This window comes from Allopusillimonas soli, assembly GCF_004153445.1.
Lineage (GTDB): Bacteria > Pseudomonadota > Gammaproteobacteria > Burkholderiales > Burkholderiaceae_B > Allopusillimonas > Allopusillimonas soli.
Map to the genome: position 1 here is coordinate 1 of NZ_SDQC01000001.1, position 22,596 is coordinate 22,596.

The following is a 22,596-nucleotide window of genomic DNA, read 5'->3' on the forward strand; positions in this document are numbered from 1 at the left end:
GGTCTCGCGCAGGATCCGGACGATCTGCTCATCGTTGTATCGCGTCTTCTTCATGTGCCTCTCGCTATCGAAGAGGCCATTGTCTCAAGTTACCTTGGATCGAAAAAGCCAGGACAGGTCACTAATCAGCTCTGAAACGGCGATATACCACCTATATTTCCACAGGAGGAGGTTGGCTGTATTTGACGGCGTTCATAGATCTGCTTAGCCGACAATAGTGGGATGGAGCATGAGGCTCCGTATGCAGATCAGCTTGGTGAAAGACGCTATGGCCATGGGCCGCATAGCCCCCGAACTAAGAGCTACAAAATTCAGGGGCAACATCAATCATATATGCCACTGCATGCTCTGAACTAAGGCATATATCCAACGCCAATATCACCCTCTTGATATTACGAGCCATATCCTTGACCCTGTAAGACGCGGCTAGGATACTACCCTCCATCACAAATGGAGGTAGGCAAATGCGCTTTCTTAAACATGCAGTACTTTTATCAACTCTTGCTTATGTCGCATATGTACCTGCATCGTATGCTGCAGATGATTATCCCAGCCAAAGTATACGCATGATAGTGCCTTATACGCCGGGGGGAGGTGCCGATACATTGGGCCGTTTGGTTGCCGACAAAATGGCAGAGGATCTAGGCCAAGCAATCGTTGTAGAAAACAAGCCCGGGGCAAACACGATGCTTGCAACGGATTATGTGGCTGGCCAGAAGAATGACGGCTATACGCTTCTATATGCCTCCAGCTCATTCACGATCAATCCCCACGTATATAAGACGCAATACAATCCAGAGACATCCTTTGAGCCCGTAGCGATTCTGTCCGAAATTCCGCTGGTCATGATCACGTATAAGGACTCGCCACTTAAATCGGTAAGTGATCTGCTAGCAGCAGCTAAAGCCAAACCAGGTGCTATTTCTTTTGGGTCATATGGTGCGGGAAGTGCGGCTCACCTTGGAGGAGCACTGTTTGAAACCCTGAGCGGCGTTAAACTCCTACACGTCCCTTATAAAGGAAGTGCACCCGCCGTAAACGATTTGCTCGGGAAGCATGTCGACATTGCGATAGTCAGCCTCACTGCGGCATTACCCTTGATGAAAGCTGGCGAGCTAAGGGCGCTTGGAATTTTTGATGGTGAACGCCTAAAGTCTCTGCCTGATGTCCCGACAGTGAGCGAAACAGTGCCTCATTGCGTGACTGTAGGCTGGAATGGAATCCTTGCGCCAAAGGGAACAAGTTCTGCCGTTATTAAAAGAGTCAATAAAGCAGCTAACTATGCTTTGACAACTCCGTTGCTTGTAGAGCATTTTGCTGGTCAAGGCCTGGAACCCAAGCCAAGAACGCCCGAAGCGTTCGCGAAAATCATCCATGATGATAATGAGCGTTGGGAACGCGTTGTCAAGGAAGCACAGATTAAGCTCCAGTGATCTCGTGACAAAGCCCTACTGGACGGGAGGTTAAAGTTTCCCCACCGAGTAGGGCTGCCCCACTGGCGGCATCCACGAACGGCTAATGTCGTTTGCGATGCGCTCGGGATTGAAATGCTCCGCGAGTTCGGAAAGCAAGATTTTCTGTATATGTTCTTTAACCTGCGAGAACTCCCGCGCATGAACCCCTACTCCGATTGCCAGCGGAACACCGGCCACATCGACTGGGACACGCGTTGCAATGACAGAAGAACCCGGCGTCACATTTTCCTCGCTATAAGCAAAACCGGTACTGCGACAAATAGCGATTTCCTCAAGTAGCTTCTCTATATCAACAGGAGGAGCCAGAGAGACATCCATGGCATTTGCATTTCGCGCAATCCTGGAGATCTCTTGATCATTCATAGCACTTAAGAGCACCTTCCCGACCGCCGCGCGACAAATCGGGCGCATCAAGCCCGGCTTCAATCCAACACGAGAAGATCGAGCTGAAACAATGTGCATATACTGGGCATAAAGCCCATTACGTATCGCAAGCAACACTACATGTCCTGTAATTTTGGCCAGGCTTTCCATTAGCTGGAGGAAACTACCCTCATGAAACAAGCGATTATGCATCCACATGCCGAGAAACGTAACGCGAACCGTTGGGTAGAAAGTCCGGTTGTGCCGATCATGGATCAAGTAGCCAAGATTATGAAGGCCATGCAACAACACTGATGTACTGGACTGAGGGTACCCGAGTTTGAGCGATATCTCATTAACAGTAAGTGGGCACTGCTCAACAGCGAAAAGCTCTAGAATCTCCAATCCCCGGTGGACAACACCCACCGACTTTCCATATGGTTCATTCGGAATGTAGGAAGTTAACGCAAAATCATCAGATGAGCACATTTCGAAGCCTCGTATGCGCCGTTATGGAATCGTTGCCGGAAATTTTCAACGAACAGCAGTGAGCCTTAACACTTTAAGTATGCTTCTAGAACGCGCTCTGTGTCGACGCCAAGGGAAGGCGCCGGTGAACGGTAAGATGGCCGCTCCTTGTCAAAACGTATAGGCAAACCAACGTGCTGCCGCCCCTGGCTCTCTTGAATTATACCGAGCTGTCGCGCATGCTCATCATTCACCAACTGCTCTACATTTTGCACTGGCGCGTTCGGGATAGAAGCCTCATCAAGAATTCTGGCCAAGGCTTCCCTCTCGTGTGAGGCGGTGAACTCCTCGATAACAGGTAGCAGCAGGTGTTGATTCAGTACCCGCTGACCATTGGAAGAAAACCGCGGATCACCAGCCAATTCAGGCCGGCCTATAACATCGCAAAGCGACTTAAACAGCCTGTCGTTTCCTGCGGCGATAACCAGCCAACCCGTTTTGGTGCAAAACGCCTGATAAGGAACGATGCCAGCCGCACCGGAGCCATGAGGCGACTGCGATCCGCCTCCCATGAGATAACGAGATATTGGCGTGGCCATCCAGGCTACAGCCGTTTCAAACAGGGAGGTGTCAACACGGCAACCCTGCCCGGATTCCTTACGTGAAAGTAACGATGCAAGGATTCCTATCGCCGACCACATACCGGCCCCCATATCCACCATGGAAACGCCAACACGCACGGGGGGTCGTTCGGAAGACTCCCCGGTTACGCTCATGACTCCACAATATGCCTGCATTAGGGGATCGTATCCTGGCTTACGCGACATGTGCCCGCCAAGGCCAAATGCGCCCAGCTCACAATAGATCAATGCCGGTTTTTCTGCCGTAAGTGTATCTGCACCCAGACCGAGCTTGCCGGCCGCTCCCGACCGTAAATTGCATATAACAACATCAGCACGCTCGATTATGAGGGCCTTAAGAGCGTCCCTCTCTCGCTCGTTCGCCAGATTTACGGCCACGCTGGCCTTGTTGCGATTGAACGCACTGAAATGGGGACCCATGTCACCGGCAAAAGGCGGCCCCCATGCACGTGCGGAATCGCCGCCCGCAGGGTTTTCCACCTTGATGACCTCAGCCCCCAGCTCTGCCAGAATTAATCCAGCATATGGTGCGGCAACGCTGTGGCCGATTTCAACAACAACATAGCCGGCTAAAGGCTGAGTAGAAGACATCGGAAGCAATCCTTTTTCCATTCATTTATCAAGACACGTTCTTTTGGGCATCCAATTGAGCGAGAAGGCGCCGCGCCCGCAAAACAACTGGACGATCAATCATTCGCCCGTCAAGCGCTGTCGCACCATCTCCCTTTTGCTCGGCACTCTCGTATGCCTCGACGATACGCCGGGCCTGATCAACCTGAGCAGCACCGGGACTAAATGCCTGATTCAATAGCGGCACCTGCTTGGGGTGTACGCAAGTCGCTCCCGAAAATCCTAAGCTTCGTGAACGGGAAACCATACGGATATATGCCGAGTCGTCATTGCCAATGCCTGCAACACTAGCAAGCACACCAATGGGTAAAATGCCTGCAGCGCGGGCCGCCAGGACCCCTAACATCTTTGGCACATACAAGGCATCTGCTGTAGGCTCCGCGTCCAATTCCGTCGCGAGGTCCTCCCCGCCGACCGCCAGGCCTACGAGGCGATCGTCCGCACTTGCGATTGCGTTAATGCGTGTCATCCCGTCAGCGGTTTCGACAAGTGCCAATAGCCGTGTATGCCCAACCCGCATACCCAAATCCATTTCGCGAGAGGCAATCACTTCGGAAATGAGTTGAATGTGCTCAGGACCTTTCGTCTTGGGTACAACAAGAGCCGATACATCGGGAGAAACCGCACACCATATGTCCTGCACCGCAAGCTCCAACTCGCGATTGATTCGAACCAATACGTCTGCGCCCGAGGATTTGATGCGAACGGCCGCCGGCTGCCAAAGCGTGCGAGCGCGCTGCTTCTCGGATAGTGCTACTGAGTCCTCAAGGTCAAGGATGACTGCGTCAGCACCGCGCTCATGTGCTTTCTCAAGAAAGCGCACGGAATTGGCGGGACAGAACATTAGTGATCGCCACAGGGGAAGTATGCGCTCATCCATTTCCAATGCTCCGCTTCTCAAAGAAAAGTTCTGCCGTCGCCGCTGTCGCGCCCGACCCACTGCGAGCCAGGGCTTTTATTGCCATACCGTCTTCAACGGGCTGTAGTGCAGTACCACCCAACTGGATTTTTTCGCCCATGAACATTGGACTGGAAAGGCGTGCCTTTATTCTCGTCAGAAACATGTCCTGACACTGGTTTAACGCCGCCCCAATGAGTAGGTGCAAAGTCAGGGCCCCATTAACGACACAGGTGGGATAGCCTTCCTTATCACGGGCATAATCGCAATCGTAATGTATGCGATGCCCGTTCCATGTCAATGCGCTGTAGCGATAGAGCAGCACAGGATCGATAATATGCTCTTCCGACCAAGCGGCATCAAGGCCGGGCGTACCCCCTGCTGCGACGACAGACGATTTCTCCGAAGCCGAAGCAGTGCTGGCCGATTTATAAACTACATTCTGCAACTCAACCAAAGCAGTGCGCCCGTCCTCCTTTTTCACTGTGTGCTTTATCTGCAGAAATACCAGCTTGCCCGAACGCCCTTCTTTAGGCGTAATAGACGCAATTTCCGATATCTTGTGCGCCTGCTCACCCACTACCAAGGGATGGAAAAATTCAACATCACGTCCCACGAACATGCGTCGCGGTAGCGGAATGGGAGGAAAAAAATCCCCCTTACGCGGATGCCCGTCATGTCCAATTTCGGATGCCCGGGCATTGGGTGTAAAGAACATTGAATACCAATGTGGCGGCAGCGCATCGCCTCGACTGAAAGAGCCTGGATCCATGTCAACCATTGCTGCTGCGCGACGCACTAGAGTAAGCCCTATTTCATCCTCGGTAATTTGCTGCCTGCCTATCCAGTCGTAAATATTATCCTGCATGTGAATTGGCCTCTACTACAGTAATGTGCGGTCTCAGCACTACAAGTTTTTAGAAATAGATGTCATGAAGAAAGCTAGTATGAGCGTGGCAAGCCCAGTGTATGCTGGGCTATATTTGCCAGGATCAAATTAGTTGAGACGGGAGCGATGCGTGCCAAACGCGCTTCACGCCATTTGCGCTCAATGTGATATTCCCGTGCAAAACCAAAGCCGCCATGAGTTTGCATGCATGCCTCTGCTGCGTTCCACAGGCACTCTGCGGCTAGGTAGCGCGCCATATTTGCCTGAGCACCACAAGGAAGATTTTGCTCAAATAATGCGGTCGCCCGGCGAATCATCATGTCTACCGCATCGGCCTGGATGCGGGCCTGCGCCAATGGGAACTGTATTCCCTGGTTGGATCCGATCGGCCGACCGAACACCACCCGCTCATTCGCATATTGTGTAGCCGCATTCAGAAACCATCTTGTCGAGCCAAGGGCTTCGGCTGCCGTGATCATGCGCTCTGCATTCATTCCGTCGAGAATGTATCGAAAGCCCCGCCCTTCCTCGCCAACCAGTGCATCGGATGGCACCTCAAGATTATCAAAGAAAACCTCTGTTGCATGATGGTTCACCATGGCCTTAATAGGCCTGATTTCCAGCCCCTTCCCCAAGCAAGCCTTGATATCGATAAGGAAAGTGGAAATCCCATCGACACGCTTTGGAACGTCTGATGCTGGTGTCGTTCTTGCCAGAACCAGCATCAAATCCGAATGCTGCGCGCGCGACGTCCACACTTTCTGCCCATTAATTACGTATCCAGCATCAGTGCGGGTTGCGCGTGTCCTGAGCTGCGTCGTATCCGATCCCGTTGTTGGCTCGGTCACGCCAAAGGCTTGCAACCTTAGCTTGCCGGATGCAATGTCAGGCAAATATTTACGTTTCTGTTCGTCGTTACCATGCCGAAGTACGGTACCCATGATATACATTTGAGCATGTCCGGCCGCTGCATGGCAGCCTGCAGCACATACCTCTTCCATGATCACGGCAGCTGCCCTTAATGGCAAGCCGGATCCCCCATACTCTTCCGGAATAAGCGCTGCGAGAAAGCCCGCCTGGGTCATAGCATCGATGAACTCCGTAGGATAGGCCTCCACTTCGTCCTTACTGGACCAGTACTCATTTGGAAAATCCGCACAAACGCGCTGAACCGATTCACGGATGTCTTTGTAGTCTTCACCGATGTCCATGAGTACTGCATCGTTTGTGTTGAATGTTTCTTTTGACGCCATATTTATTAACCTGAAATTTGTTTACTTAATAGGAGCTTGATCGCTTGCTTCCATTGGCAAGGATAAGAACGAAATAGCGGATACGGAAGGTCAGTGCTTCTCGCTATGACAGAATTTCTTTGATAATCCGGTTCGTCAGTCGTCCCACCCGGGACACTTCCACCGATACCCGATCTCCTTGCTTCATGAAGAGGGGCGGGTTCCGTTTAAATCCCACCCCGCCCGGCGTTCCGGTCACAATCACATCGCCAGGAAGCAGTTCCGTGAAAGTCGATATATACGCAATCAATTCGGGGATGGGAAATATCAGCATGCTGGTATCCGCCTGCTGCACCACAACATCATTGAGCGTTGTTTTAAGCTCAATGATTTCATTCTCATCGAACAGGCCGATGCCAACCAGCGACGGTCCAAATGCACCTGTTGCAGGAAAATTCTTTCCAGGCCCCCACTGCGTGGCATGCGCCTGCCAATCACGTACAGATGCGTCGTTGTAGGCCGATATGCCGAATATGTGGGACCACGCATGTTCAGGCTTGATACGCCGCCCTCGTCTTCCGATGACCAGCGCGATCTCTCCCTCGAAATCGAAGCTGTCTGATTCAGCTGGGCAGATTAAGGGTTGCCCGTGTCCCACCTGCGACTGGGGGAGGCGCAGGAAAATTGTGGGATGAGGAGTCCGTTCACGAACAGCCTCAATACGATGCGCTTCATAGTTGAGCCCGATACAGAAAATTCGCGCGGGATCTGGTATCACGGGCAGGTAGGAGACGATCGCAGACATTGGAAGATCTGCTTGTTTCCCGGATGCTTGCTCCAGTATGTCACTGGCGCCCACGGTACGCAGGGCGTGCCCCAGCTCATGAATGTTCATGCGGCCTGACAGATCTACTATGCCGTCATCTCCGCACACGGCGCAGAATGCAGATTCACTATGCACATTGGTATAACTGATCAACCGCATAGTCCACTCCATAGAGAGTCAATGTTTTCCTGCTCCAGATTCCAAAGCCTGTCCAATATCTCAACTGAATCTATTTCCATGGAACCCGCCCGTGCGCATGATGTGAATTTTTCATTAAGATCCTCACGTGCCAATGGTCGGGAAGCATGTCCCGCAGCGTACACGACGGGTTCTGTTTCCAGCGTCCGTCCATCGGCAAGCAATATTTCTACCCAGTCTGCTTTGGCCGCACCTTGCCACTGCTCCGAGTATTCGGTTGCGTGGACAGTTTCAACACGGCTCATCAGGGCTTGCATCCTGGGATTAAGAACAACGGTGTCGGTGAGATCAGCCAGCGACACTCTACTGTGTAGCAGTGCACAAGCAGCGGCAAATTCAATACTGAATTTGGCTTCCAGGCCAGTCCGCGGCTGATGATTGCAAAGCACAGTGGCGTGTTCCGAACTTATATGAACCTTTACGCAGTTGATCATTTCCTCGGAGACATCAACGTCCTTTACCAGCGCTAATATCGAATCTATCGTGCGATGCGTGTAGTAGCAGGTCGGATACTTCTTAATGCTCATTGGTTGGCTCTGAATGGTCCACTCTTTCCCTACTTCTGCAATTTCTGCGCTTCTAGTTACACGCCCAAATGGAGAAAACGCCTGCAAGAATCCTTGCGAATGATTCAACACATCGGCGCCAGCCGTGAACCCTTGCTGAGCAAGCTTCGCCGCCATGATTCCCGCCTGTGCTGCGCGACCTGCCTGAAAAGACTTGGCCATTGATCCAAAGTTAGCCATGAGCCCTGCGCTCTGAGTTGCACCAAGACCTATTGCGTGCGCAGCTGCGCCAGCATCCAGCCGAAGCAAGCGTGCGCAAGCGGCGGCGGCCCCTACAGAGCCAAATATGCCCGTGGGATGCCAGCCCTTCATGTGATGCATGTCCGATTCCCGCTGAGCCAGCTCACCCCATACTTGATATCCCACAACGTATGCGTCCAGCAATTCGCTGCCTTTTGCATTTCGCTCCTGTGCAAGGGCTAGCAACGCTGGCACCATAACCGCGCTAGGATGGCCTTTAAGCGAGACGTCGTCAAAATCGAGAACATGGGCCGCTGTTGCATTTATCAAGGCAGCGGCATCCGTGCCGACTAGATCGCACTCAAAAATCTCAATGGCATCACCTTTAGTAAAAGGCTTGTAAGCTCTGCTCAGTAGTGCAACAGCGTGCTCGACGCGCCCTGCCATCATCGTTGCAATAGAATCAATGACCCCTCGCTTCGCGGCATCACGCGCAGATGAGTCGATTCCATACGCCTTGGTTGACGCAACGAGCTCGCCCAGATTTTGTGTCAGCATCCCGAATCCATTCCATGCATGCATCGAAGCACCAATAGCCCCCTGCTTTGGTCGCTGTCATGACATGCATAAGCAGGATAGGGGGGATGGGGCCATTAGGGAAGGCCCAAAGCGAAGATATCAGGTGGCTGATATTGCAGGTGCAGTATCAGCCTTTCAACGCATGGATGATCAGGAATGGGGGCATCTGCTTTGACAACAATAACAGGCATCAATGCCTATCTGGTTGCCGCTCAAGGCGGTGGCTCCTTATCAGGCACCCTGTCTTTAGCTGGCGGTGTGGTTTCCTCGACCTTGGGCTCTTCCCATGTGCCGGTGATGTGGTATTGGGCAGTCATGGCTTCGGACAAGGGTGCCTGGAGGAAGAGTTGGGCAAGGAACGCGCCTATTCCGACTATGGGGTTGATGGCGATTCCGGCCGCGATCGCGGCGCCGCTGGCGTCGAGATCGGGGACAACGACGGCCTGCATATTGAGCGTTTCGTCGACAAGATTGGTATCGCCTTCGAGGACGATGGTGCCGGCGGGGCCAATGACGCGGTAGTCGTGCGTGGATAGCACACCGTCCGAGGCGACAAGGGTGCCGCGCAGGGTATCAAAAGGAAAACCCTCGCGCAGGAGACTGCCGGGACTGAAGTTCAATCGGGCAAGGCGCTTGACGGATTGCAGCGAAAGAAGTTCAAGAAGCCGGGCCGAGTATGAGTTGAGATTGCTGAAGCGGCCTTTGTCGAGCGCGATGTCCAGCGTGCCGCTGAGATCCTCGCGCTTGAAGGACCAGGGGATGTTCTTCCATTTGAATTCGCCGACCAGCGTGCCGTTTCCTCCTGAAAGAATATCTTTGTACTGAATGCGGTCCATGTAGGCTCCCATGTCCCGCACGGTGGCGGCGGCCTTCAGGCTCAGGCCGCGCTGGGGCCCTGTGAGTTGCCAGGCACCCTGCCCGGTCAGTTGGGCCTCCGGTGTGCTCAACAGAATATGATCCAGCCGCCAGCGCGTGCCGTGCGATTCTGCGCGTGCAGTCAGGCTCAGTGCGCCCACGTGGCGGCCATAGAGAGCAAGATCCTGCACGCGCAATGAAATGGGAGGAAGATCAAGGCCCTGATCCAGGTCGAGAGGCATCGATTTCTTTTCCTGCTCCGGCGCATCGGCGCTATGTGAGGCCGTTTTTGCCGGATGCGTGGCAAGTTGTTCGGGCGCATTGCCCAGGGCCAGGCGATTGAAGTCGGCTCGGATGGGTCCTTGGAGCTGGCCATGGTGTTCCTGCCAGCGTATGGTTCCCGCAGTGGTGCTTGCGCTGACGTCCGCCCGCCATTGTCCGGGTTCTGGCTGCAGTATGGTGAATGTAAGCTGGTCGAGCGCCATGCCGTGAAATTGTGCCGCATCACTTTGCAGGCGCAGCCGGGCCAAGGCAGGCATGAAGGGCTGGCCAGTGCCCGGCTTGGCATGTGCATTGCCTGGTGGCGGCTTGGCAGCTGCACCGGAGGCGCCGTCCGACGACTGTCCGAGCTCCCGCCTCAACGCATTCCATTCATCCAGATTCACATCCGTAAAGCGTGCCTCGATGTTGAGGCCTTTGGCAGGCAGATCGGGATGCGCATATATGCCCAAGGCACCCGCCTGAAAAAAAGGCTGATCCGCCGCGCCTTCGCGATGAAGAAGACGGATGTCGACATCCGGCCCTATCTGCATGGCAAGCAGTCTGCCGGCGCCTTTGCGCTGCGGCGCCCAGACAGCCTTCACCTTGAGCGATTCCGCGGCGGCCTTACCCAACGGCGGCGGCATATCCGCCGAGAGGCCGCGCATATCTGTGCGGACAGTCAGTATGGCGGCGGCATCTGTTTTTCTCTGAAGAACAGCTGTGTAGGCGGCCTGGCCCTTGAGACGATCCACCGCTTTTATGGCGGCGTAGCTGGACAGCGCCTTGGCGGTCAGTGTGCCCCGCATGCGCAGGCCCTTGCCCTGGCCACCCAGTGCGCCGTCCATTTTCATGGCGCCGCCCAGCACCGTGCCCTTGATGCCCTGGGCTGTGGCGCCGTCCTGGGTAAATGCCAGCACGCCTTGCATCTGTTCGAATGCAGGCACACCTGGCATGAGATGCAAGGTATTGCCCTGAAAATGGATGGCGCCATCGACTTGCGTGTCGCTGGCATGCGTCAACGGTATAGTCAGCGCAAGAGGTACTTGCCAGTCGCCGCTTGCACGCGTGTCCTCGAACACATTGCCAAGCAGTTGCCCGAGCGGCGAGTGCGTCATCAGCCCCAGGTATGCGGTCGCGCCCCCCTCTGTTTCGCCCGAAATATCGAGAATGGGATCATGCTCGAGATCGGGAATGCGCGCGGCAAGCCGCGTGACCTGAACAGCCTGTCCTGGCGCGGGCTGCATGATCGCATGGTCTATATCCAGCCGCAGGTCGGCCCTGTGCAATAGCGCCCTGCCCTGCATGTCCTCGACGGCCGGCCATCCCTTTTCATTGCCATGGGGTGGCAGATAATCGATGGTGGTATCGCTGAAGGCGCCCGCAATCCGAAAATCGCCCATCTCTGGCTGTTCCTGAAATGGGAAGTGCCGCAGGTTGCCGCGTAGTGTGAGCTCTGCGTCTTTAATGACGCCTTGAGTCAGCGCCTGGCTCATCCACTCTCGTGCGAGCTTGTTGACATGCTCCGGCAGGTAGTCGCCAATGGCGGCGACCCGGGCATAATCCACCGTGCCGGTGATATCGGCAAGACCGGCCAGGCTACCGCCGCCTTGAGACCACCAGCCCTTCAGACGAGCTTGCGCATCGGTATTGGCCACGAACATTTGCGAGGCCGCGATGCGCAGTTGGCCATTGTCCTCCCGCTGCACCTGGCCCTGGCCCATGATGTGCTGGAGCGCAATCGGTTGCGGGAAGGTGTGAGGATCAATGATCCGGACGCCTTGGCCGATCAGGCGATAGTTCAGGACACGGGAGCCGCCGGACTGCTTCTCGACGACCTGGCTGACCGGACCAGCCAGTTTTCCGACTCTGTGACCTTGAGCCAGGTGGGCATAGCCCCGGGCCGGACCGTCCAGGTATAGATGCAGCGCATCGCCGTCGATGGTCAGGTTCTCGGTGGGATGCCAGCGCGGCGCCGCCATCTGGATATCCGTGGTCAGCCGGTTGTTTTCCGTCCCTGTCAGCGTCAATACTGCGCGCACATCCATCTGCCGGGCAGTCCAGCTTTCGGACGGCGTTATCCACGGTGCCCAGGCGGCGGGATGTATGGCCTTCAATCGCAGATAAATGCGGCCGTTCGCCTTGGCCGGAAGTGGCGGCAGGCGGCCAGAAGAGTCTATTTCGGCATGATGGGCCGAAGCCCCAAGCCCGTCTTGTCCAGCCTCGGAGGGCTGCGCGCTGCCAGAGGCGGACTCACTCACATGCTTGCCTATGCCGTCGGGCAACGCCAGCGTGGCGCGCGCATCGATCAGCGCGCCAAGCTCGGATGGGGGTGTGGCGGAAACAGAAATATTATGCTGACCCCCGTGATTTTCAACAACGACGCGAACTTCGTTGAGAGTCAGCGGTCGTGGGTCCCGGGTCTCGTCCGTCCAGCGCACAGTGGCATTGTCCAGCGTAATACGGCGCTGGCCACCCAGCCAACGCAGGAAATCCAACAAGCGTTCGGAGCGGGTGTCCTGCTCGCTGAAATCGATCGTTTGGCCCAATACATGCAGCTTGCCCTGCTCATCCCGGCGCAAATCGAGCACGATACCTGATGCCCGCAAGTCAAGAAACACAGGCCGCAAATGCAGCAGGCTGCGCCAATCCAGCCGGATGTCCAATCGCGATACGCGCAGGCTGTCATTTTGGGCCGCATTGTCGGCGCCGGGGCCTGATGCCGCGCCCGCCGGTGCGATGGTAACGCCGATCAGGCTAATGCGGGGGGCCAGGCCCGCCCACTCCGCCTGGATATGGTCCGCGCCGACATCGGTATTGAATCGCTGTGATACATATTGCTCTATCTGCGGGCGCCACTCGTCGATATGAGGCAGGATCCAGTAACGCACCCCCAACACACCCAGGCAGACCACGACATACAGCAGCAGCGCCAGGGCGCCTATGAGCTTGAGGATGTGACAGGTGAATTGACGCACGTAGGAGTTCAGCCCGAGCAGTTATGATTTACAGTATTTCGTCATGTGCCCGGCGCCGGTAGCCATGCCGCGCCGGATACGTGGAATCCGCGCCACATCCAGGCCTTGCTGACACAAAGTGATAGACCCATGTCTCAACCCATTATATTAGAGTCGTCCCTGAGCTGGTCCGGCGCATTGCGACGCAAGCTGATGGCCGATGAAAGCTTTGCCTTGTGGCTGTCCAAGGCGGGGGGAGAGCCCGTGACGCGACGCGTCATCCAGGACTGGTTCGCGGAGCTGGGCGGAGGCGGCACACTGCCAGTAACAAACCTGCGGCATGTGCTGCGGCTGCTGCGCGCTCGGGTGTTTTATACGCTGATGGTGCGCGACATCAATGGCGAGGCCCCGCTGCACGAGGTCGTGGGTGCAATGTCGGCGCTAGCCGATCTGGCCGTGGCCGAAGCCTATAAAAGTGTGGTCACCAGCCTCGTCGAGGTGCATGGCGTGCCGCGAGATCCGCATACCGGTCTGCCGCAGGAGATGCTGATTGTGGGCATGGGCAAGCTGGGCGGACGCGAGTTGAATGTATCGTCGGATATTGATCTCATCATGCTCTATGGTGAGGAAGGCGAGACCGATGGGCGCCGCAAGATCAGTCATCACGAGTTTTATGGCAAGGTCACGCAGAGAATGATGCCTGTGCTCTCCGAGCCTGATGCGGACGGACAAGTGTTTCGCAGCGATCTGCGCCTGCGTCCGGATGGCGATTCGGGCCCACTGGCCTGGAGTCTGGACGCGCTCGAAAACTACCTGGTCGTGCAGGGGCGGGAATGGGAGCGCTACGCCTGGCTCAAGGGTCGTGTCATTCCCTGCAAGGCATTTGCCGACAGTGAAACAGCGGCCCAAAGAGAGCAACTTGAGCGGCTGCGCCGCCCGTTTGTTTACCGCAAATATTTCGATTTCGACGCACTGGCCTCTCTGCGCGGGCTGCGCGAGCGCATACGGCAAGACTGGGAACGGCGGGCATCGGCACGCAATGGGATAGACAGCATACACAACATCAAGCTTGGCGAAGGCGGTATCAGGGAGATTGAATTCGTCGTGCAGTTGAGCCAGCTGATACGCGGCGGCCGGGCGCCCTCTTTACAACAGCGAACGCTGCTTACTGCACTGCACAAACAGAATAAGGCTGGCGTGATTGCGCCCGAAGTAGCGGAGAGCCTGGGCGCGGCCTACATCTTTCTGCGGCGGGTGGAGCATATGTTGCAGTATCGCGAGGACGAGCAGACGCATCTATTGCCGCGCGATCCTTCGCTATGCGAAGGGCTGGCGGCCGTCATGGGCATGTCGCGCGAAGAATTCGACCAGACCTTGGCCGATCACCGCGCATTCGTGTCGCGCACCTTTCGTGATGCATTCCGCATTGCCGGCATGGGCGACGGCGAGGACAACGATCCGCCGCAACGCCTGCCTGAAGCACCCTGTGCGGATCTCGCCGATCACATCCGCCAAGTGCTGGGCGAGGACACGCCGCAGGCCAGCGATCTGTGCCGGCGCGTGGATTCGCTGCTGGAAAGCCACCGGATCCGCAGCTTGTCGGCATCCAGCCGCAAGCGTCTTGATGCGCTGCTGCCCGCCATCATGAGCGCATCGGCATCCACCGAGCAGCCTGCCATCACCGCGTCGCGCCTGCTGGAACTGGTAGAACAGGTTGCCCAGCGCAGTGCCTATCTGGCCCTGCTGGCCGAGTATCCGGAAACGCTGGCTCGGGTAGCGCGATTGGTAAGCGCCAGCCCCTGGGCCTCACAATACCTGCGCCGACATCCCATACTGCTGGACAGCCTGATCGAGTGGCGCACTCTGATGGCGCCCCCGGATTTTGAACAGATAGGCGCGCAACTGCGCAGCGAGCTGGACGCCTGTGTGCTGGCCGACGGGCAGGCTGACATGGAGCAGCAGATGAACCTGATGCGCGATACGCAGCATCAGGTCAGCTTTCAGCTGCTGGCACAGGATCTGGAAGGCGAACTGACGGTGGAGCAACTGGCCGACCGGTTGTCGGCGCTGGCCGATATGCTGCTTGCAGAAACCATTTCGCGGGTTTGGCCGCTGGTCCAGCCACGCGGGCAGCGGGACAACGTGGCGCCGCCCCGTTTCGCAATCATCGCCTACGGCAAGCTGGGCGGGAAGGAAATCGGCTATGCGTCCGACCTCGATCTGGTGTTTCTGTACGAAGATCCGAATACCGAAGCAAGCGAGCGCTATGCCAAGCTTGGCCGACGCATGGTGTCATGGCTATCGACTATGACCTCGTCCGGACGCCTGTATGAAATCGACCTGCGCCTAAGGCCCGACGGCGACGCGGGCCTGCTTGCGGTATCGCTGGAAGCATTCGAGCAGTACCAACTGAATCATGCCTGGGTATGGGAGCACCAGGCAATTACGCGTGCACGATTTGTGGCCGGCGACGCGCAGATTGGCCAGCGTTTCGAGCAAATACGCCGGCAGGTGCTGCTGGCGCCGCGAGAGGCTGGCAAACTCAAGGAAGAAGTGCGCGCAATGCGCGAACGCATCAGTGCCGGGCACCCTAATCGCAGCACGGACTTCGACCTGAAGCATGATAGAGGTGGCATGGTGGATGTGGAGTTTGTTACGCAGTACCTTGTGCTGCTGCACGCGCATGAGCATGCCGCCCTGCTTGAAAACCTGGGCAACATCACCCTGCTGGGCATCGCAGCCAAGACGGGGCTGATTCCAGCCGACCTGGCCGAGAAGGCCGCAAACGCCTACCGGGTGTTCCGCAAGCGCCAGCACGCCCTACGGCTGCAGGGCGCGCAAAAGGCGCGTATTCCCGATGATCAACTGGTGGAAGAACGCAACGCGGTAATGCAACTTTGGGATAAGGTGATAGGGGACTAAAATAGACGTCATTCGCTGATTTTCACCGGCGCGCCGGCAGGCGCGTCCATTGCCATGACAGATATTCAACGCCCTACGCTCGTACTCCCCGACAACCGCAAGAAGGTGCTGCTGCACTCCTGTTGCGCGCCCTGCTCCGGCGAAGTCATGGAAGCCATGACGGCTTCGGGCATCGATTACGCCATCTATTTCTACAACCCCAATATCCACCCTGATCGCGAATATGAAATCCGCAAGAACGAGAATATCCGTTTTGCGGAACAGCACGGCATTCCCTTCATCGATGCCGACTATGATCGCGACAACTGGTTCGAGCGTGTAAAGGGCCTGGAAAACGAGCCGGAACGCGGCCAGCGCTGCACCGTGTGCTTCGACATGCGCTTTGAGCGCACCGCGCTGTATGCGCACGAGCATGGTTACGACACCATCACCAGTTCCCTGGGTATATCGCGCTGGAAGAATATGGCGCAGATCAATGATTGTGGTGAACGTGCCGCCGCTCGCTACCCCGAATTGATCTACTGGACCTACAACTGGCGCAAGGGCGGAGGTTCCGCACGCATGATCGAGATCAGCAAGCGCGAGAATTTTTATCAGCAGGAATACTGCGGATGTGTCTATTCACTGCGTGATACAAACCGCCATCGTCGTGCCCAGGGGCGTGAGCGCATCAAGATCGGCATCAAGTTCTATGGCAAGGATGAGCTCGAGTTCAATCCGCCGCCGCAGTCCTGATTCCCATTCTCCACAGCAAACGCCAGATGCCTCAAGGCCAGGCGCTTGCAGCAAGAGGCAAGCCCGGCCATACGCCATAACTGGGCCGCATAATAAGAAAACCCCGCAGCGAGGCCGTCACCGCGGGGTTTGAACGAGGGCTGGCCATCGTGCAATGGCCTATATGCCGTCGGTTTACTGCAGAGTGCGCGAGAACACGTACTCGTCGTTGTCCCAGTCGACAGGCACGACATCGTTGGGCCCGAATTTGCCCTCGAGAATAAGCCGGGCAATGGGATTCTCGATATTCTGCTGTATGGCCCGCTTGAGCGGCCTTGCGCCGAACACCGGATCGAACCCTGCGCGCGCAAGCTGTGCAAGCGCGGCATCGCTGACCTCGAGGCGCATGTCCTTCTGAGCAAGCCGCTCGGCCAGGCGCTGCAACTGAATGCGGGCGATGGACTCGATGTGCTTGGCTTCCAGGCCATGAAACACCACGACCTCGTCGATGCGGTTGAGGAACTCCGGACGGAACGATTGTTTCAGTTCGCCCCAGATAACTTCCTTGACCACGTCGTAAGGCTGCCCCGCCATGTTCTGGATGTGCTGCGAACCGAGGTTGGATGTCATGATGATGACCGTATTGCGGAAATCGACGGTACGCCCCTGGCCATCGGTAAGGCGGCCATCGTCCAGCACCTGCAGCAGCACGTTGAAGACATCGGGGTGCGCCTTTTCAACCTCGTCGAGCAGAATCACGCTGTAAGGCTTGCGCCGCACGGCTTCGGTAAGGTAACCGCCCTCTTCGTAGCCCACATATCCGGGCGGCGCGCCTATCAGGCGGGCAACCGAATGCTTTTCCATGAACTCGCTCATGTCGATGCGGATAAGATGGTCTTCTGAATCGAACAGAAAGCTGGCCAGCGCCTTGGTGAGCTCGGTCTTGCCGACGCCTGTCGGCCCCAGAAACAGGAAGGAGCCATAAGGCCGGCTCGGGTCGGCCAGACCCGCACGCGAACGCCGGATGGCATCGGCCACCAGCATGACGGCCTCATCCTGCCCCACGACGCGCTTGTGCAGATATTCTTCCATTTGCAGCAGCTTGTCGCGCTCACCCTGCATCATCTTGGACACGGGGATACCCGTGGCCCGGGAAACCACTTCGGCGATTTCCTCGGCGCCAACCTGGGTACGCAGCAAACGAGGCCGATCAGGCTGGTCGACTTCCTGCTTGCCCACTTCGGCATCCTTCAGGCGCGCCTCAAGCTCCGGCAGCTTGCCGTACTGAAGCTCGGCGAGTTTGTCGTATTGGCCCTTGCGCTGCAGCTCGCCCATTTCGGCGCGCACACGGTCGATTTCTTCCTTGATGCTTTGCGAGCCTTGTACTGCGGCTTTCTCGGCCTTCCAGACCTCTTCATAGTCGTTGTACTCGCGCTGCAGGGACACCAGCTCGTCTTCTATGGCTTTCAGCCGGCGCTGCGAGGCTTCGTCGGTGTCTTTGTTGACCGCTTCGCGCTCAATTTTGAGCTGGATAATGCGGCGGTCCAGCCTGTCCATGACTTCGGGCTTGGAGTCGATTTCCATCCGTATACGGGCAGCGGCCTCGTCGATGAGGTCGATGGCCTTGTCCGGCAGGAAGCGGTCGGTGATGTAGCGGTTGGAAAGCTCGGCTGCGGCCACGATGGCGGGGTCGGTGATGGCTACCCCGTGGTGCAGCTCGTAGCGCTCCTGCAGGCCGCGCAAAATGGCGATGGTGGACTCGACGTTGGGCTCGTTGACCAGCACTTTCTGGAAGCGGCGTTCCAGCGCGGCGTCCTTTTCGATGTATTTGCGGTACTCGTCAAGCGTGGTGGCGCCGATGCAGTGCAGTTCGCCGCGCGACAGGGCGGGCTTGAGCATATTGCCGGCATCCATGGCGCCCTCGGCCTTGCCGGCGCCCACCATGGTGTGCAATTCGTCGATGAAGACTATGGTGCGGCCTTCGTCCTGGGAGAGCTCCTTGAGCACGGCCTTGAGGCGTTCCTCGAACTCGCCCCGGAACTTGGCGCCCGCCAGCAACGAAGCAAGGTCAAGCGACAGCACGCGCTTGCCCTTGAGTGTTTCGGGCACCTCGTTGTTGACGATGCGCTGGGCCAGGCCTTCGACGATGGCCGTCTTGCCCACGCCAGGCTCGCCGATAAGAACGGGGTTGTTCTTGGTGCGGCGCTGCAAAATCTGTATGGTGCGACGGATTTCGTCGTCGCGGCCTATAACGGGGTCAAGCTTGCCCTGCGCGGCGCGCTCTGTAACATCGGTGGTGTACTTGGCAAGCGCCTCGCGGTTGGACTCTCCCTCGGCATCGCCAACACTGGCGCCGCCGCGTACGGCCTCTATGGCTGCCTCGAGCGCCTTGCGCTGGAGGCCCGCCTCGCGCAGGATGCGGCCCGTTTCGCCTTTATCGTCGGACAGGGCGAGCAGAAAAAGCTCGCTGGCGATATAGGTGTCGCCACGCTGGGTGGCCTCTTTGTCAGTGCGCGCCAACACGGCCTGGAGGTCGCGGCTGACCTGGAGGTTGCCCTCGGAGCCCTGTACTTGCGGAAAACCGCTGATCTGCGCATTGACGGCACTCGTAAGGCGATTTACCGACACGCCGGCGCGCGCAAGCAGGCTGGACGCACCGCTGTCGCGGTCGGACAGCAAGGCGGCCAGCACGTGGGCGGGTTCTATGTACTGATTGTCATTCGCTACAGCCAGGCTTTGCGCATCTGCGATCGCCTGCTGGAACTTGGTGGTGAGTTTATCGAATCGCATAATTTCTTTTTCACAGTGGATCAGGGGGAGCTAGGCTCGGATATGTGTTATGTGCGGGCAATATCCGCGGATTTCAAGCCCCTGGGCTTGAACAAGGCGGGAATCGAAGGCCTTGCCGGGGCCGACGCCGCCCGGCGCGAAGATGCCATATTTGATACTATTCTCCGTACAGGCCAAGCCCTCTCGGAGATTAGCCTTCCAGCTGCTGTCGGCGCCTTCCGAAGGGGCAAGCTGCTCGCGTTTGCAGGGCCTCCCGGCCGCTATGCCATCATGCGCCTGCGGGGCGATACTATGCAAAGAACAATAGCCATCACATCTGAATCCACACGCTGCTCCACCTGCATGCTCAGTGATATCTGCCTGCCTGTAGGCATGGCGCCGGATGAGGTGGAAAAGCTGGATGAGCTTGTGAAGGAGCGCATCCGCGTAAGCAAGGGCGCCACGCTGTTCAGCCTGGACGATCCGGCCGATGCGGTATATGGGATACGGTTCGGGTCCCTGAAGACGCAACTCGAAGACGCCTCGGGGCACATGCAGATTACTGGGTTTCTTCTTCCGGGAGAAATCCTCGGCATGGACGGCCTGCTGGAAAACCGGCATGTCTCCAATGCGGTCGCACTGGAAGACAGTGAAGTGTGCGTCATCCGCATCCAGGACATCGACCATCTGTCGCGTCTCCTGCCTTCGCTGCAGCAGCAGTTCCGGCGCTTCATGAGCAAGGAAATCAACCGTTCCCACCAGCTTGTGATGTCCCTGGGTTCACTGCGTTCGGAGCAGCGCCTGGCGGCCTTTCTGATGAATATGTCCCAAAGGCTGACAGCGCTCGGATATTCGTCCACGGAGTTCCTGCTGCGCATGAGCCGCGAGGAAATTGGCAATTATCTGGGACTGACGCTGGAGACGGTCAGCCGGCTCTTTTCCCGTTTTGCCAGGGAAGGCCTGATTCGCATCCAGCAGCGCGAGGTGCACCTGCTGGACTTGCCGGCCTTACTTGCCCTGTCGGGCGGCGATTGCGACTGAGCGCCCGCAGTCGCTGCAGCCGTCGCGGCGAAACGCAGCCCGCCGACTGCGTCAATCCTCTTCCTGGCCGCTGAGTTCGTCGCGGATCCGCACACGCGGCGCCATGTGCAGGGTCAGTGCGCTGGACAGCGCCGCCATCAGCCAAAAGAAAAAGAATCCGCCTGCGTACACGAGCTGGCGGCCGGCTGTCACGTGCCCGAAAAACGCGATGTCCAGGGGATCGACCAGGGCAAATACGGTGGCGCTGGCCGCCGCCGCCACAAGAAAGGGCGGCCAGAGTATCCACATCCATGCATGGTTGCGCATGCGGTCTCCCATTTCAGAAAAAAAGATCCATGGCTGACGTCAACCGCCCTGCCCCTGCGACGTGCCAGGCGCTTGCGGGACGGCGATGGGCGCAACCTGCTCCATGGATACGATCAGGCCGCGCTTAACGCCGCCGTCGTGAATGGCTTGGTCGGAAAAATGCGTTATGGCTATCACAATTGTGATAATACAGCCTATCACAGCCAAAGCAGGGCCGGCCATGAGTATCCAGGGCCAGGGTTCACGCCACCATGGGCGCACCACCCTCGGCGTATCGGAACAGCGCGCGTTTTCAGACATGAGCACCTCGCACGCCCCTAGCGGGGCACAAAGAAACTGGTTTTCTCCAGGACATGGATCTCGCCGCCTTGCGGGTAGTGGCCGGCGCCAGAGAGCGCGATATTGTGCAGCCCCGGCGGCGCCTGGGCGGCGGGCGCCTTCACTACCACCGGAATCAGTGTGTTGGAGGCCGCCTCCAGCCTCACGATCGACGACCCGGTGCCGGTATCCTCGACAGAAAGACCGGGCATGCCCACTGCGGACAGTTCAAGCACAAGATCCGACTCGGCGGTATTGATGAACTGCAGGCGGTAGACGTTTTCTATGATCCCCCCTGGCACCTCGCGGCCCAGCGTGCCGCGATCCCGGATGATGTCCATGCGCAGGGTGCTGCGCGTGCTCAATGACACGACGAAGGCAACGGCGATGGCCAGCAAGATGGCCCAGTAGATCAGGACGCGCGGTCTCAGAAGCCGCCGTCGCGCCTGTTGTTGCGTCAGTCTTTGTGTGATGGCACGCCCGGAGGTGTAGCGTATGAGCCCCTGGTCGTAACCCATCTTGTCCATGACCTGGTCGCAGGCATCCACACACGCGCCGCAACCGATGCACATGTATTGCAGTCCATCCCGGATATCGATGCCGGTGGGGCAGACCTGGACACACAGGCTGCAGTCCACGCAGTCCCCCATGCCGGCTTCCTTGTGGTCTATCTTGCGCGACCGGCCGCCGCGCGGCTCACCGCGTACATGATCATAGGTGACCACAAAGGTGTCGTCGTCGACCATGACGCTCTGGAAGCGCGCGTACGGGCACATGTACTTGCACACCGCTTCGCGCATGAATCCGGCATTGCCCCAGGTTGCGAAGGAGTAGAACACCATCCAGAACCATTGCCACGGCCCCAGCGTGAAAGTGATCAGCCCCATGCCCAGCTCGCGAATCGGGGCGAAATAGCCTATGAAGGTCGAGCCGGTCCACCACGCGATGAATATCCAGACGATGTGCTTGGTGGCTTTGATGCGCAACTTGCGCCAGCTCCAGGGTGCTTCGTCCAAACGGATGCGCTTGATCCGGTCTCCTTCGATCTTGCGTTCAACCCACATGAAAATCTCGGTGTACACCGTCTGCGGACAGGCATAGCCGCAAAACAGGCGGCCAGCCATGGCGGTAAACAGAAACAGTGACAAGGCCGAAAGCACCAGCAGGACCGCAAGATAGATGACATCCTGCGGCCAGAGCACCATGCCGAAGATGTAGAACTTGCGCGCGGCCAGATCGAACAACACGGCCTGGCGGCCGTTCCATTGCAGCCAAGGCAGGCCATAGAAGACGGCCTGGGTGACAAACACCATGATGATGCGCCAGTGCGCATAGATGCCGGAGACCGAACGCGGGTAGATCTTGCTGCGCACATCGGAAAGCGCCTGCTCTACCTGAGGAGAGGGGCCGCCCTTGCCCAGCCGGGGTGGCTGCCATACGGGAGTGGGCGCCTTGTCCTCCCCGCGCGCTGGCCGGGTGATCGATTCGCTTTTCATGTCGTGCGCCGCCCG

Annotated in this window: 16 protein-coding genes and 1 pseudogene; 5 read left to right on the top strand and 12 right to left on the bottom strand. The window is 57.5% G+C overall.

Annotated features, from left to right (window positions below):
- Positions 1 to 149: 149 nt before the first annotated feature.
- Both ERD78_RS19950 and ERD78_RS00005 read left to right on the top strand, forming a co-directional pair.
- Positions 150 to 277: pseudogene (locus tag ERD78_RS19950) on the top strand (IS3 family transposase); the annotation flags it as partial.
- Positions 278 to 464: 187 nt separating this feature from the next.
- Positions 465 to 1,433 carry a Bug family tripartite tricarboxylate transporter substrate binding protein gene (locus ERD78_RS00005; RefSeq protein ID WP_129967134.1) on the top strand — a complete coding sequence of 323 codons (969 nt, stop codon included), beginning with the start codon at positions 465 to 467 and terminating at the stop codon, positions 1,431 to 1,433.
- Between the two features lie 30 nt (positions 1,434 to 1,463).
- On the opposite strand, the gene ERD78_RS00010 is transcribed toward ERD78_RS00005, so the two are convergent.
- The 8 genes from ERD78_RS00010 to ERD78_RS00045 all read right to left on the bottom strand — a co-directional run bounded on the left by ERD78_RS00010 (position 1,464) and on the right by ERD78_RS00045 (position 13,036).
- Positions 1,464 to 2,327, bottom strand: a complete 864-nt coding sequence (locus ERD78_RS00010) for an IclR family transcriptional regulator (RefSeq protein ID WP_129967135.1) — start codon at positions 2,325 to 2,327, stop codon at positions 1,464 to 1,466.
- Positions 2,328 to 2,392: 65 nt separating this feature from the next.
- The gene (locus ERD78_RS00015; protein WP_245152277.1) at positions 2,393 to 3,559 is read right to left on the bottom strand and encodes a CaiB/BaiF CoA transferase family protein; all 1,167 of its coding nucleotides are present in this window, start codon (positions 3,557 to 3,559) and stop codon (positions 2,393 to 2,395) included.
- Positions 3,560 to 3,566: 7 nt separating this feature from the next.
- Complete coding sequence (locus tag ERD78_RS00020; RefSeq protein WP_129967136.1) at positions 3,567 to 4,457, bottom strand: HpcH/HpaI aldolase/citrate lyase family protein; 891 nt, start codon at positions 4,455 to 4,457, stop codon at positions 3,567 to 3,569.
- The gene (locus ERD78_RS00025; protein WP_129967137.1) at positions 4,450 to 5,343 is read right to left on the bottom strand and encodes an HTD2 family dehydratase; all 894 of its coding nucleotides are present in this window, start codon (positions 5,341 to 5,343) and stop codon (positions 4,450 to 4,452) included. The genes ERD78_RS00020 and ERD78_RS00025 overlap by 8 nt, the downstream gene beginning before the upstream one ends.
- Positions 5,344 to 5,417: 74 nt before the next feature.
- Entirely contained in the window at positions 5,418 to 6,617 is a 1,200-nt protein-coding gene (locus tag ERD78_RS00030) for an acyl-CoA dehydrogenase family protein (protein WP_129967138.1), read from the bottom strand.
- A gap of 103 nt (positions 6,618 to 6,720) precedes the next feature.
- Positions 6,721 to 7,581: a fumarylacetoacetate hydrolase family protein gene (locus ERD78_RS00035; protein ID WP_129967139.1), complete on the bottom strand. Its 861-nt coding sequence runs from the start codon at positions 7,579 to 7,581 to the stop codon at positions 6,721 to 6,723.
- Positions 7,572 to 8,924: an MmgE/PrpD family protein gene (locus ERD78_RS00040; protein WP_245152278.1), complete on the bottom strand. Its 1,353-nt coding sequence runs from the start codon at positions 8,922 to 8,924 to the stop codon at positions 7,572 to 7,574. The genes ERD78_RS00035 and ERD78_RS00040 overlap by 10 nt, the downstream gene beginning before the upstream one ends.
- Positions 8,925 to 9,157: 233 nt before the next feature.
- Positions 9,158 to 13,036, bottom strand: a complete 3,879-nt coding sequence (locus ERD78_RS00045; protein ID WP_129967140.1) for a YhdP family protein — start codon at positions 13,034 to 13,036, stop codon at positions 9,158 to 9,160.
- A 129-nt stretch (positions 13,037 to 13,165) separates the two neighbouring features.
- Between ERD78_RS00045 and glnE the strand changes: the two genes are divergently transcribed.
- Entirely contained in the window at positions 13,166 to 15,937 is a 2,772-nt protein-coding gene (gene glnE, locus ERD78_RS00050) for a bifunctional [glutamate--ammonia ligase]-adenylyl-L-tyrosine phosphorylase/[glutamate--ammonia-ligase] adenylyltransferase (RefSeq protein ID WP_129967141.1), read from the top strand.
- 54 nt (positions 15,938 to 15,991) lie between these two features.
- Positions 15,992 to 16,672, top strand: a complete 681-nt coding sequence (locus ERD78_RS00055) for an epoxyqueuosine reductase QueH (RefSeq protein ID WP_129967142.1) — start codon at positions 15,992 to 15,994, stop codon at positions 16,670 to 16,672.
- 174 nt (positions 16,673 to 16,846) lie between these two features.
- Here ERD78_RS00055 and clpB read toward each other — a convergent pair whose 3' ends face one another.
- Positions 16,847 to 19,441, bottom strand: a complete 2,595-nt coding sequence (gene clpB, locus ERD78_RS00060) for an ATP-dependent chaperone ClpB (protein ID WP_129967143.1) — start codon at positions 19,439 to 19,441, stop codon at positions 16,847 to 16,849.
- A gap of 51 nt (positions 19,442 to 19,492) precedes the next feature.
- Here clpB and ERD78_RS00065 point away from each other — a divergent pair, with 51 nt between their 5' ends.
- Positions 19,493 to 20,461 (top strand): helix-turn-helix domain-containing protein, encoded by a 969-nt coding sequence (locus ERD78_RS00065; RefSeq protein ID WP_167668796.1) that lies wholly within the window; start codon positions 19,493 to 19,495, stop codon positions 20,459 to 20,461.
- A 51-nt stretch (positions 20,462 to 20,512) separates the two neighbouring features.
- On the opposite strand, the gene ERD78_RS00070 is transcribed toward ERD78_RS00065, so the two are convergent.
- The 3 genes from ERD78_RS00070 to ccoG are packed head-to-tail and all read right to left on the bottom strand — an operon-like array spanning position 20,513 to position 22,581.
- Positions 20,513 to 20,767: a hypothetical protein gene (locus ERD78_RS00070; protein WP_129967145.1), complete on the bottom strand. Its 255-nt coding sequence runs from the start codon at positions 20,765 to 20,767 to the stop codon at positions 20,513 to 20,515.
- 39 nt (positions 20,768 to 20,806) lie between these two features.
- Positions 20,807 to 21,067, bottom strand: a complete 261-nt coding sequence (locus tag ERD78_RS00075) for a FixH family protein (RefSeq protein WP_129967146.1) — start codon at positions 21,065 to 21,067, stop codon at positions 20,807 to 20,809.
- A gap of 17 nt (positions 21,068 to 21,084) precedes the next feature.
- Complete coding sequence (gene ccoG / locus ERD78_RS00080) at positions 21,085 to 22,581, bottom strand: cytochrome c oxidase accessory protein CcoG (RefSeq protein WP_129967147.1); 1,497 nt, start codon at positions 22,579 to 22,581, stop codon at positions 21,085 to 21,087.
- Between the last annotated feature and the right edge of the window lie 15 nt (positions 22,582 to 22,596).